The organism is Micromonospora sp. NPDC048935 (genome assembly GCF_043197875.1).
GTDB lineage: Bacteria > Actinomycetota > Actinomycetes > Mycobacteriales > Micromonosporaceae > Micromonospora.
In genome coordinates, this window is sequence record NZ_JBICTZ010000004.1 from 21,016 (window position 1) to 32,473 (window position 11,458).

Below are 11,458 nucleotides of genomic sequence, written 5' to 3' on the forward strand. Positions count from 1 at the left end.
ACCCTCGTCGGCGGTGGCGTGTCCGAGCGGCCTAAGGAGCACGCCTCGAAAGCGTGTGAGGGTTAACGCCCTCCGAGGGTTCAAATCCCTCCGCCACCGCTCTGAAGTGCCAGAACGCCCGGCAGATCCGCGAGGATCGGCCGGGCGTTCTCGGTAGGTGCCGGCGGGTCCCCGGGCTGCGCCACCGTCAGGCGACCGAGAAGGTGACGGTGCCGGAGTAGGCGCCCGCGACGGCGGTCAGCGGGATCTGGACCGAGACGACGGGGTTCCAGGTCGCCGAGTTGTTGCCGATGCCGTTGGTGAGGGTGAACGCCGTCCGTTCGACATTGATGATCTCCGCGTCGCCGGCGGTGGGCTGGCCCGAGGTGAAGGTGCCGATCCCGCTGGTGGCGGTGGCGGGCCCCGACCAGCAGGAGACGTTGGCGTTGGAGATCGTGTGCACCGGGATGCCGCTGGTGACGAAGTCCGTCGCGACGACGGTCGCGATCCAGGTCGGTGCGGACAGCAGGCGCTCGTCCGTCACCGTGACCGGGCCCAGGTTCCCCGACACGACTCCGCCGAGGTTGGCGCTGCCCAGGCCGGCTGTCGTCGGTGCGCTGATCGACAGATCCCCGGGTGCCGCGCAGGTCGATTGGGTGATCGTGGCGGTGTCGATGGTGACCGCGCCGTTGATCGCGAGGGTGCGGCCGTCGACCGCGAGCGCCGCGCCCACGGTGATCGAGGTGAAGGCCAGCAGGTTGCCGCGCAGCGTGGAGTTGGCGCCCAGCGTGGCGGAGCTGCCGACCTGCCAGAAGACGTTGCACGCCTGGGCGCCGTTGACCAGGTTCACCGTGCTCGACGCGCCAGTGATGAGCGTGGTGGTGGCCTTGAAGATGAAGACGGCGTTCGGGTCGCCCTCCGCGTCGAGGGTCAGGTCCCCGGTGATGTCGAAGGTGCCCGCCACGGATTCGTACACCCCGGTGGTCTTGGTGGTCCCACCGAGTTGGTCCGAGACGACCTCGGTGGTCGTTCGCCCGGCGGCGTCGTTGTAGGCGATGGCCAGATCGCTCTGGCCGGCGACGGCGGCGGCGTCGTTGGCGTGCAGTGATCCGTTCAGCTGGCCCGGGGGGAAACCGGTCACCGCCGTGCCCGGGCTCACGCCGATGTCGCCGTTGACCACGCTGAGCCCGGTGCTGGTGATCGTCGTGCCGGCGAGGACCGCGAAGTTGGTGGCGGCGCCCAGCGGCACTGGTAACTCGGCTGCACTCGCGCTACGTGGGACGGCCAGCACGGCCAGGGCGGTGATCGCGCCCACCAGGGTCAGGGCAGAAGCTACCCGGGGCATCCCGGTGATCCGGTGGAACGTGGCCGTGCTGCTGGAGATCGCCATGTTTCCTCGGGACGCTTGACGGTTGAAAGCCTCTTATCGCCTCATATTGGCAGACAACACCACAAAAAGGGCTTGATCCGTCAAGGTTCCAGAAGCTCCGCCACCCCGTCGAGCAGGCGTTGCAGGCCGAACTCGAAGAGGCTGTCGACGTTGAGATCGATCTCCGCACGGGACAGCCGCGCCAGGTGCGGGAACTCGCCGGCGGTGAACAGGCCGGCCAACACCTCGGCCTGGGTCACCATCCACTCGTCGTCGGTCAGGCCGGTGTCCTGTTCCGCCTCCGCCCCCTGTTGCAGGTTCACCGCCGTGCCGCGTACGTGATTGGCAAGGGCGACCACCAAATGGAGCTGGGTGTGCTGGTCCAGGCCGTGTCCGGCGAGGGCACGCAGCGCCCACTCGGTGTGCGCGACGGCGTGCGGGGCCATCAGCGGCCGGGTCAGCGAGATCACCTGGGCCAGCCAGGGATGCTGGCGGTAGATCGACCACTGAAGCCGGCAGAGCAGCTCCAACTGGGCTCGCCACCCGACCGGGAGCGTGCGGGGCAGACGGTGGGCGGCGAACGCGGCGTCCGCCATCAGGAGCAGAAGCTGCTCCTTGCCCCGCACCTGCCGGTACAGCGACATGGTCGGCACGTCCAGTTCGGTGGCGATGCGCCGCATGCTCAGCCCGGCCAACCCCTCGGCGTCGGCGATCTCGGTGGCGGTTCGTACCACCTGGTCGCGGGTCACCCCGCGGGCGGACCGCTGACGCGCGTCGCCTCGCGCGGACCGACCGGCCGGCGTCGACTCGGGGCCGGTCACCACCATGCCCACCCCGGGCACCGCCCGGACCAGTTCCTCCTGGCGGAGCAGGGTGAGCGCCCGGCTGGCGGTCGCCATGGCGACCCCCCACTCCCGAACGATCTGGCGGGTGGACGGCACCCGGTCGCCGGGGCCCAGCTCGCCCGACGTGATGCGCCGCCGCAACTCCCCGACGATGCGCAGATAGGGAGGAGTGGAGTCGTCGATCTCGGTCACGGTGCCCCCCCGGCGGTCGGAAATGACCGTAGCGCACTAGAGCGCCGAGGGTCGCCCCGTCGATGGTCGCCGGTGATCCGGCTCGGCGTACTAGAGCTCTCTGGGTGAGCGATTGACGGATCGGCATGCTCACCACGACGCGGTGCGTACGCCGTACCAGCTTTGCCGAATGAGGAGAGTCATGACCAGAATTCCGTACCCCCGCTGGGCCGTCGTGCTGGGCGCCGTCGCGCTCCTCGCGCCAGCGATGGCCGTCGGCCCGGCCGCGGCGACCGACGACCGACGCGGCGCGGCCGTCGTCCGCATCGACCAGGGCACGGTACGCGGCAGCGTCTCGGCGGACCACCTGTCGTTCCAGGGCATCCCGTACGCCCGTCCGCCGCTGGGCGCGCTGCGCTGGGCAGCACCGCAGCCCGGTCCGGTCTGGGCCGGTGTCCGGGACGCGACGAAGCCGGGTGCCGCCTGCGCCCAACTGCAGGGGCTTCCGATGGATCGTGCCGCGGACTCCGAGGACTGCCTCCACCTGAACGTCACGACCCCGCGTACCGCCGCACGGACACCCCGACCGGTGATGGTGTGGCTGCACGGCGGTGACTTCCGGTTCGGCAGGGGAGACGTGTACGACGGGCAGCGGCTGGCGGCCGGCGGCGATGTCGTCGTCGTCACGGTGAACTACCGGCTCGGCGCGCTGGGGTTCCTGGCGCATCCGGCGCTGGCTGGCCCGGGTGGGGTCACCGGTAACTTCGGCTTGCAGGATCAGCAGGCCGCGCTGCGCTGGGTGCGGCGTAACGCGGCGGCCTTCGGGGGTGACCCGGGCAACGTCACCCTGTTCGGCCAGTCCGCCGGGGCGACAAGCGTCTGCGCGCACCTCGCCGCGCCGGGCTCCGCCGGCCTGTTCCACCGCGCGATCATGCAGAGCAACTCGTGCGCCAACCCGGTGCAGACCCGGGTGGAGGCGGCCAGGGCGGCCGAAGAGTTCGCAACGAACATCGGCTGCGTCGACCCGGGTACGGTCGCCGCCTGCCTGCGCGGGCGTGACCCGGCCCAGTTGGTCGAGACGGCCGGCTATCCGGGTGCGGGTGTCGACCTCGGCCCGGTCGTCGACGGCCGCACGTTGCCGGTGGACCCGGCCCACGCGCTGGCCACCGGGAAACTGCACCAGGTGTCGGTGCTGACCGGCATGAATCGCGACGAGTCCCGTCTCGTGGTGTGGGGCATGGAGCACAGCGGCCTGAACTGCCCGGAGCCGCAGCCGCAGCCGGGAGATGAGGCCGAGTCGTGCCCGCTCACCGACGACCAGTACCGGGACCAGGTACGCGCAATGTTCGGCGACCGGGCGGAGAAGGTGCTGGCCCGCTATCCCCGCGACGACAAGCGGTTTGCCAGCGAGACGCTGGGGGCCGTGTTGACCGACCACGACTACGCCGAGCCGATCTACTCCGCCGCGTTGGCGTTCGCTCCACGGGTGCCGACGTACCTCTACGAGTTCGCCGACGACGACGCGCCGTTCTTTACCAAGGGGCCCGAGCCGACCTTCCCCACCGGGGCGTACCACTGCGCCGAACTGCCGTACCTGTTCACTGTCGACTACGCCGAGGCGTTCACGCCTGCCCAGCAGCGGCTCTCCGACGAGATGGTCCGGGTCTGGAGCGACTTCGCCCGGACGGGTCGGGCCAGTTGGCCTCGACTGCGCGGTGCCGCCCCGTACGTGCGGGTGTTCGCCGGTGGCGGGGAATCGGGCACCACGGGCTTCGCCGCAGCCCACTCGTACGACTTCTGGCGGTCGTTGCGCTGATGCCGCAACCCGGGCGGGCCGGTCCTCGGTGGACCGGCCCGCCCGTCGGCCCCCACTGGACTGCGGCTGGCCGACCGGCACCTTCACCCGTTCGGCCGGGCCGGACCGGGCATCCTTCGACCGGCTGACCAGCTTCGAGCGGGATCTCGCCGCCCGGTGCGCTCGTCGTAGCGGCGACCTGCTCCCCCACGCCACCACGCGAAACACGGCCCGCGACATGGATCTCCTGCGGGCCGTGCTCGGTGAGTCGAAGCTGTCCTACCTCGGCTACTCCTATGGCACGTACCTCGGTGCGGTCTACACGCAGATGTTCCCCCAGCGCGCGGATCGGGTCGTCCTGGACAGCGCGGTCGATCCGGAGAGCTACGGCGCGCGGGTGCTGCGCGAGGCCGGGCCCGCCAACGAGGTCGCACTACGCGACTGGGCCGACTGGGTGGCCCGCCACCAGGACCGGTACGGCCTGGGCAGCACCGGCCCGCAGGTGCTGGCCGTCGTGGACGGAATCTGGGCCGCCGCGACCCGTCGTCCGCTGCGGGTGGGCGATTATCAGGTCGACCGACAGTCGCTGCCGTTCCTGCTGCTCAACCGGCTCAGCGACGACCGGGACGAGACCCACGCGGATCTCGCCCAGACGGTCCAGGTGCTTCGGCAGGCCGCGACGACGGGCTCGGCGACACCCACCGCGTCGTTGGCGGACACGGTGTCGTTCCTGTTGACCGGCGCCGAGTCGGCGACGGGCAGCGTGCAGGCCGCGATCCTCTGTGGTGACGTGCCGGTGTCCCGCGATCCGGAGGACTACTGGCGCGACATCCGTACGCATCGCGCCAGCGAACCCCGATTCGGGGAGTTGACCAGGGCGATCACTCCGTGCGCCTTCTGGCCGCAGCAGCCACGGGAACGGCCGACCGTCGTGCGGAACGCCGTGCCCGCCCTGATCGTGCAGTCGACCGGAGACACCCGGACGATCTACCGGCACGGCCAGGCGATGCACCGGGCGCTGACCGGCTCCCGGCTGCTCACCCTGCGCGATGCCCGGATTCACGGGGTCTTCGGCAACTACGGCAACGCGTGCGTGGACGGTCTGGTCATCGCCTATCTTGCCGATGGCACGTTGCCGGCCAGCGACCTCGACTGCGTCGGCACCGCGGCACCCTGACAAGTTGCGCCGGTCAGCATGGGCCCGCACCCTCCTCGAAGAGGCGGCGGGCCCAGTCCGCGTACCCGGCGATGGTTTTCTGGACGGTGTGTCCGTTGTGCAGGAAGAGGTACGCGCGGTCGCCGCTGCGGGCGAGTAGCCCGTCCAGGCGGTGCGTCCCGTGCGGAGCGCGCAGTCGGGTGACAAGCGGATAGCGGGCCCAGACCTGGTCGATGGGCGTCCCGGTGGTGATGCCCTCCGGTGTCCGCATCGGCGCACCGACCCAGAGCAGCACCAGCCTGTCTTCCATGAAGACCGGGCTGACCGTGTCGTGGCCGGCGAGCATCGGCCCGCACGCATCCATGTTGGTCAGCAGGATGCCGCGTTGGGTCAGCTCTGCCTCGCTGGCACCGAACTCGATGTTGCGCAGGCCGTTCAGGTCAATGATCTCCACGCTGCTGGCGGGTTGGCCGTCCGGGATCGGCCCGGTCGGCGGCACTCCGCTGCCAGCGATCAAGGCAGCCGTCATCAGCGTGGCAATAAAAGCAAATTGTCGCAATTTCATGGAATCCCCCAGTCCCCAACGGGACGGGAGCGTTCAGGTTGCTGCCGGTCTCCGTATTTCTGCGCGGCGTGCGGTGGATGTCGCGAAAAGACCGGCGTCGTGTCCGCGGATAGTGGCTGCCGGGTGCAGAAAGGCGAAGGCGCGGTCAAGGAGCGCAGCTCGGTCGGCGGTGCCGTCGGAACGCAGCCATTCCTGCGAAACCGTGTCGAGGATCGCGGCCGCAGCGTTGGTGAGGAGCTCCGCGTCGAACGGGTCGAGCCGCACGCCCGGTCGATCGCGCAGCGCGTCGCTGACCTGTCGACGCCACTGTGCCCGCTTCTGGTGCAGGCGGGCATGCAGTGACGGAGTCGATTCGATCAGGCGGAGGCTGGCCAGCGTCTGCTCGGACGTGTGGATCTGTCGTTCCCACTGGCTCAGCACCTGGTGCAGGGACTCCCACGGGTCCTCGTCGGCGGGCCGTGCGCGGATGGCCTCGACGACCTGTTCGCCGGTGACGTCCACCCCGCCGAACACGGCGTCTTCCTTGGCCGGGAAGTAGCGGAAGAAGCTCCGTTTGGTCAGCCCGGCGGCCTGGGCGATCTCGTCGACAGTTGTCTCGTCGAACCCTCGTGCCGTGAAGAGGCCCAGCGCCACCCGGGCGAGCTCCGCGCGAACCGCGCGCCGCGTCCGTTCACGTAGTCCATCGGCCACGCACCGAAGTCTACTTCACAACATCGGATGTCGAACGTGTCACTCGGTGTCGTATATTGATCCCCACCTGAGCAGAGGGAGGCGGCAGCGATGACGCTGAACGGCAAAACCGTCCTGGTGACCGGCAGCACGGGCGGAATCGGCAAGGAGACCGCCCGCGGCCTGGCGCGACTCGACGCCCGTGTCGTCCTCGTCGGGCGCGACCCTGGTCGGGCAGCCGCTGCGGCGGTGGAGCTCCACCGCGACACCGGCAACGGCAACATCGACACGCTCACCGCCGATCTGACCCGGCGACGGGATCTGCGCCGATTGGCCGATCAGGTGACCGCGCGGTACGGCAGCCTGGACGTGCTGATCAACAACGTCGGCGTGACCAGGGAGCGACGCGAACTGACCGAGGATGGCGTCGAGACCACCTTCGCCGCCAACGTCATCGCCCCGTACCTGCTGACCCACCTGCTGCTGCCGGCGCTGACACGTGCCCCCGCAGCCCGGGTCATCAACATCACCGGTGGCATCCCGCGAGGACGAATCGACCTCGACAACCTACAGGGCGAGAAGTCCTACGTCGGGCTGTCGTTCTACAACCAGACCAAGCTGGCGCTGATGGCGATGAGCTACACGTTCGCCGAACGCCTGACCGGCACCAGCGTGACCCTCAACGTGGCGTACCCCGGCCACGCGTACACGTCGATGAACCAGGGTCTGACCATCAACACCTACCCGACGCTGGCGCGGCCCGTCGTCCCGCTGCTCCGTCTGGCGTTGCCGGTCCTCTACGGACACCGGGCGGTGGTCAAGGCGTCGAAGTCAAGCATCTACCTCGCCTCCAGCCCGCAGGCACAGGGCATGCACCGGACCTACGTCAACAGCCGGTCCCGGCGCACCCCGTGGCCCGACGCGGTCCTCGACAAGCACAACCGCGACAGCATCTGGACGCTCTGCGAGAAGCTCGCCGGCCAGGCCGACCCGGCGGCGTAGTCAGCGGTCTTCCTCCCACTGCTCGACCAGCTCGTCCCAGTAGTCGGCGCTGAGCCGACGCCGCCCGTGCGCCAACCAGCCGTCGGTGTTCCGTTCCAGGTGCAACCCCAGCTCGGCGAACGGGTCGATCCACGCACCCGGCTCCGCGCCGAGCCGCGTCAGCGCCGAGTTGATCGGCCACCTGTCGCGCGGGGCGTCGAAGACGTCGTCGAAGTGTGGGCCCCACGACAGCGTCCCGCCCAGCCACACCGCCGCCGCCTGGTGGCCGTCGCCGCCGGAGAACTCCGCCTCCAGGTACGCCACGGGCCCCGACGTGGACCAGGTCGACAGCAGCTCGACAAGCGGCGGCGACAGCACCAGCCCGAACGGCTGCGCGACGCTGGGATCGTCCGCCGCGTAATCCGGCAGAGAGCCGGTCAGCTCGACGATCAACTGCGGGGTGACCGGCAGCAGCGCGAAGTCCTGACGCAACTCGCCGAGGACCGCGTGATCCAGCTCGGCGGTCTGCTCCCGGAGCAGCTCGGCGTCCGCGACCACCGCGCTGAGCTGGTAACCCATCCACCTCTCCGTCGTCCACAGCCTGTGGATAGAACATGTGTACGACGAGATTACGCGTCCGTCGACCCCTGGAACCGTACCGGTGCCGGGGGCTCAGTCAGAGGGGGTGCCGAGTCGTCGGGCCGTTCAGGCCCGCCGGGCGAGCTGGCTGACGAACGCGCGCCAGGCCGTCGGCGCGAAGGCGAGCGCCGGGCCGGTCGGGTCCTTGGAATCCCGTACGCCGACCACGTCGGCCAGGTTGTCGGCGACCTCCACGCAGTTGCCGCCGTTGCCGCTGCTGCGGCTGCTCTTGCGCCAACGGGCGCCGTTCAGCTCCATGAATCCGCCGCTTCCATGATGAGATCGACCGACTGCCGGTGGGACAGCGCCTCCCCGCGCACGTTCTCCCATGCCGCCATTATGGTCGCGATGTCGTCCGGGTCGCTAACGACTTGTCCCTGGAGCTGGTTGTCCAGGTAGACGGCGGCCCGGTGGTCATGGCTGTGCGCGATCACGAACGGCCCGTTGAGGCCGGCATAGGCGCCGACCGTGCTGGGCACCACGTGCACCCGGATGTGCGGCTCGGCGCAGGCCGCCACCACGGCCAGCAGTTGCTCGCGCATGATCGACCGGCTGCCCACCGGCCGGCGGATGACCGCCTCGTCGATGACCGCCGTGAACTGCGGCGGGTCGTCCCGCTTGAGCACGCCCTGGCGGCCCATCCGGACCGCGAGATGCCGCTCGATCTCGCCCCGGGGGATCAGGCCCGCGCCGCTCAGCACCGCCCGGGCGTACGCCTCGGTTTGCAGCAACCCCGGCAGAACCGTCGATTCGTACGACCGCAGGGCCACCGCCTCCCGCTCGATCTCCTGCCACGGACGGAACCAGATGGGGATACGACGTCTCGAAGTGTCCGGCCAGATGTCCTTCACATCCCTGCGGAGGGCTTCCGCTGCCGCCAGGCGGTGCCGGGGATGGGGGATGCGCCCCTCGGCCAACCAGCGCCCCACGGTCTTCGGGTCGACGCCGACGGTCTCGGCGAGGGATTCGGTGGTGTGCCCGGTGTCGCTGAGCGCCACCCGCAACGCGTCGTTCACGGCTCCTCCATCGGATGTCTCTGATGTCTGGAAACCATATCGATACGCGGTGTAGTTGTCTGATGACGCGCCGGAGGGTGGTTTGCAGAAGACGGCGCGGCCGGTGGAGGCGCAGAAGCCCGGTGGTCGGCGTCAGTTCGGGTGCCGCCCCGACGGGGAGGGCGGGGCGGCACCCTTCCAGCGCCCGAGGAGGCCAGCCCATGCCCCGCCGCCGCCACCGGGACCACCTGCCGACCCGCCCCACCTGGCGCTGCGCGGCGTGCGGCATCGCCTGGCCGTGCTCGGCGGCGAAGCTGCGGTTACTCGGCGAGTACCGGCACGATCGGCTGGCGTTGACCGTCTACCTGGCGACACTTCAGGCCGAGGCCGGCGAACACCTCACCGACATCGACCCGGCCCGCCTGCGCGACCGCTTCCTCTCCTGGGCCCGCGCCCGTGCCTGACCGAGCTGCCTCGTCTGGGCCCGCACTGCTTCGCCCGCGCCGTGCCCGTGCTGCTTCGCCCGCGGGCGCCGTGCCCGTGCTGCTTCGCTTGGCCGCGCCCGTGCTGCGGCGTTCGCGTCCGCCCGTGCTGCCTCGTCTGGGCCCGCCCGTGCTGCGGCGTCCGCGTCCGCCCGTGCTGCCTCGTCTGGGCCCGCACCCACCTGTGCCCGCAACCACCTGTAGAGCTGCCCCACGGATGGGGCACCTCTTGTCGGGCGCGCAACGTGCGCACGCCTCCCGTGGCGGCCCCGGATGTCAGGCGCGGACCGGCTGCACGGAGGCGTCGGCCACTTCCTCGTGCGCACGCCTCCCGTGGCGGCCCTGGATGTCAGGGGCGCCAGATCGCCACCTCGATGTCGCCTCGCCGCTCGGCGAAGCGGTCGTCCCGTGCGGCGGTCGTCAAGAGTTGGCGCAGATCCTCCTCGAAGGCCGGGAGCCGGTCGGCGAACAGGTGTGGTGCCGAACTGGACAGCGAGAACACCGCGGAGGTGATCTCGTCCACGGTGCGTTCCACGACGAACCCCTGTTCGACAGCGATCTGGGTGGGGCTGGTGAAGCCCGCCTCGCGCATGATCTCGCCCTCACCAGAGGGAGTGCCCGCTGGCAACAACCCCTGGCCGGCCCGGCGGACCGGCCCCAGGTAGCTCGCCACCAGGTCGTTGATCTGTTGCCAGGGCGCTCGGGGGTACGGCAGTGGGTCGTCCCCGGCCACACCCTGATGCGTGTTGGCGCCGACGTGGACCCAGGCCCCGTCGGGCGTGAGCATGTCGCGGACGCGGCGAGCCACGAGCGGGCGGTCCATCCAGTGGAACGACTGGGCGAACGTGGCCACCCGGAACGTACCCAGGTTGGCCGGCAGTGCCTCGGCGCGTAGGTGTCGCCACTCGACGTTCGTCACCCCGGCACTGCCGGCCCTGCGTCGGCCCTCGGTGAGCATGTCCTGGTCGGCGTCGACGCCCACCGCCGTCTCGAACAGGGGGGCGAGCAGCAGCGTCAGCGATCCGGGTCCGCAGCCCACGTCGAGGAGTCGACCGGTGCCGTCGAGGTCGAGCGCGCTGCGGATGGCCTCGGCGAGACCGGGTGGGTAGGGCAGCCGTCCGATGCTGTAGTGGCGGGCGCTGCCCGCGTACAAGGTCTCGTCCCACTGCCACGTCGCGTCGGTCACGACGTCGATGAGAGCACGAGGACGACTTGTGACGCCTCACATAAACGCCGGTTCATGTTAATCTCCCTCAGCTCACCATGATCACTTTGAGCGACCGAGGGGACACATGACTGCCGAGGTTCCACACGCGGGAGGGCTCCTGGACCCGGACGGCGCCATGGATCGGCTGGCGGAGTGGAAGGGGCGCCTCGACCAGTTGGCGAGCGCCACCGACGCGATGAGTGACCGGATCCAGGAGCTACGGGTGACGGTCGCCGACGGCAACGGGCTGGTGGAGGTCACCGTCGACTCGGCGGGGGCGCTCGTCGACCTACAGCTCGGCCAGCGGGTCCAACGGGTCGCGCCCGATGTCGTCGCCCGGACGATCATGAACACGATCGGTGTGGCAAAGCGGCAACTGGCCGACCGCGCTCAGGAGATCATCGGCGACACCCTGGGGACGGATTCGCCCGCGGCACGGGCAATCGCCGAACGCGTCGGGCAGCAGTTGCGCGACGCCAACCCCCCGGTGGACGACCCGGACGACCAGCCCGGCCGATGGTGATCCGCTGAGCGGCGGGTTCGAGGTCGACGCCAACCTTGCGGTGGACGGTCCGGGCGAGCAGCACGGCGGGTGGTGATCCGCA

The 11,458-nt window shown here is 70.2% G+C and carries 13 protein-coding genes and 1 tRNA gene; 6 read left to right on the forward strand and 8 right to left on the reverse strand.

The genetic code is table 11. The features are described 5' to 3' along the window. The first annotated feature begins 12 nt into the window (after window positions 1-12). Window positions 13-99: transfer RNA gene (locus ACGFIW_RS13315), tRNA-Ser, on the forward strand. 88 nt (window positions 100-187) lie between these two features. On the opposite strand, the gene ACGFIW_RS13320 is transcribed toward ACGFIW_RS13315, so the two are convergent. After that, the gene (locus ACGFIW_RS13320; RefSeq protein ID WP_393314126.1) at window positions 188-1,369 is read right to left on the reverse strand and encodes an ice-binding family protein; all 1,182 of its coding nucleotides are present in this window, start codon (window positions 1,367-1,369) and stop codon (window positions 188-190) included. 80 nt (window positions 1,370-1,449) lie between these two features. After that, window positions 1,450-2,385 (reverse strand): TetR/AcrR family transcriptional regulator C-terminal domain-containing protein, encoded by a 936-nt coding sequence (locus ACGFIW_RS13325; RefSeq protein WP_393314129.1) that lies wholly within the window; start codon window positions 2,383-2,385, stop codon window positions 1,450-1,452. A gap of 181 nt (window positions 2,386-2,566) precedes the next feature. On the opposite strand from ACGFIW_RS13325, the gene ACGFIW_RS13330 reads away from it, so the two are divergent. Then, complete coding sequence (locus ACGFIW_RS13330; RefSeq protein ID WP_393314132.1) at window positions 2,567-4,180, forward strand: carboxylesterase/lipase family protein; 1,614 nt, start codon at window positions 2,567-2,569, stop codon at window positions 4,178-4,180. A 28-nt stretch (window positions 4,181-4,208) separates the two neighbouring features. Beyond that, a complete protein-coding gene (locus tag ACGFIW_RS13335; protein ID WP_393314135.1) occupies window positions 4,209-5,336 on the forward strand; it encodes an alpha/beta hydrolase in 1,128 nt (375 codons plus the stop codon). Between the two features lie 13 nt (window positions 5,337-5,349). Here ACGFIW_RS13335 and ACGFIW_RS13340 read toward each other — a convergent pair whose 3' ends face one another. Further along, the gene (locus ACGFIW_RS13340; RefSeq protein ID WP_393314138.1) at window positions 5,350-5,844 is read right to left on the reverse strand and encodes a hypothetical protein; all 495 of its coding nucleotides are present in this window, start codon (window positions 5,842-5,844) and stop codon (window positions 5,350-5,352) included. 69 nt (window positions 5,845-5,913) lie between these two features. Continuing rightward, window positions 5,914-6,513: a TetR family transcriptional regulator gene (locus tag ACGFIW_RS13345; RefSeq protein ID WP_393314140.1), complete on the reverse strand. Its 600-nt coding sequence runs from the start codon at window positions 6,511-6,513 to the stop codon at window positions 5,914-5,916. 147 nt (window positions 6,514-6,660) lie between these two features. Between ACGFIW_RS13345 and ACGFIW_RS13350 the strand changes: the two genes are divergently transcribed. Continuing rightward, on the forward strand, window positions 6,661-7,551 hold the full coding sequence (locus ACGFIW_RS13350) for an SDR family NAD(P)-dependent oxidoreductase (RefSeq protein WP_393314143.1): 891 nt from the start codon (window positions 6,661-6,663) through the stop codon (window positions 7,549-7,551). Here the strand turns inward: ACGFIW_RS13350 and ACGFIW_RS13355 are convergent, their stop codons facing one another. The 3 genes from ACGFIW_RS13355 to ACGFIW_RS13365 form a co-directional block, all read right to left on the reverse strand. Then, window positions 7,552-8,109: a hypothetical protein gene (locus ACGFIW_RS13355; protein WP_393314146.1), complete on the reverse strand. Its 558-nt coding sequence runs from the start codon at window positions 8,107-8,109 to the stop codon at window positions 7,552-7,554. Window positions 8,110-8,235: 126 nt separating this feature from the next. Next, window positions 8,236-8,427 carry a DUF397 domain-containing protein gene (locus ACGFIW_RS13360; protein WP_393314149.1) on the reverse strand — a complete coding sequence of 64 codons (192 nt, stop codon included), beginning with the start codon at window positions 8,425-8,427 and terminating at the stop codon, window positions 8,236-8,238. Beyond that, window positions 8,418-9,185 (reverse strand): Scr1 family TA system antitoxin-like transcriptional regulator, encoded by a 768-nt coding sequence (locus ACGFIW_RS13365; protein WP_393314152.1) that lies wholly within the window; start codon window positions 9,183-9,185, stop codon window positions 8,418-8,420. Before ACGFIW_RS13365 ends, ACGFIW_RS13360 begins: the two co-directional genes overlap by 10 nt. Window positions 9,186-9,385: 200 nt before the next feature. On the opposite strand from ACGFIW_RS13365, the gene ACGFIW_RS13370 reads away from it, so the two are divergent. Then, the gene (locus ACGFIW_RS13370) at window positions 9,386-9,628 is read left to right on the forward strand and encodes a flavin reductase (RefSeq protein ID WP_393314155.1); all 243 of its coding nucleotides are present in this window, start codon (window positions 9,386-9,388) and stop codon (window positions 9,626-9,628) included. A gap of 367 nt (window positions 9,629-9,995) precedes the next feature. On the opposite strand, the gene ACGFIW_RS13375 is transcribed toward ACGFIW_RS13370, so the two are convergent. Beyond that, entirely contained in the window at window positions 9,996-10,832 is an 837-nt protein-coding gene (locus ACGFIW_RS13375) for a class I SAM-dependent methyltransferase (protein WP_393314158.1), read from the reverse strand. A 106-nt stretch (window positions 10,833-10,938) separates the two neighbouring features. Here ACGFIW_RS13375 and ACGFIW_RS13380 point away from each other — a divergent pair, with 106 nt between their 5' ends. Continuing rightward, the gene (locus ACGFIW_RS13380) at window positions 10,939-11,376 is read left to right on the forward strand and encodes a YbaB/EbfC family nucleoid-associated protein (protein ID WP_393314161.1); all 438 of its coding nucleotides are present in this window, start codon (window positions 10,939-10,941) and stop codon (window positions 11,374-11,376) included. Window positions 11,377-11,458 lie beyond the last annotated feature (82 nt).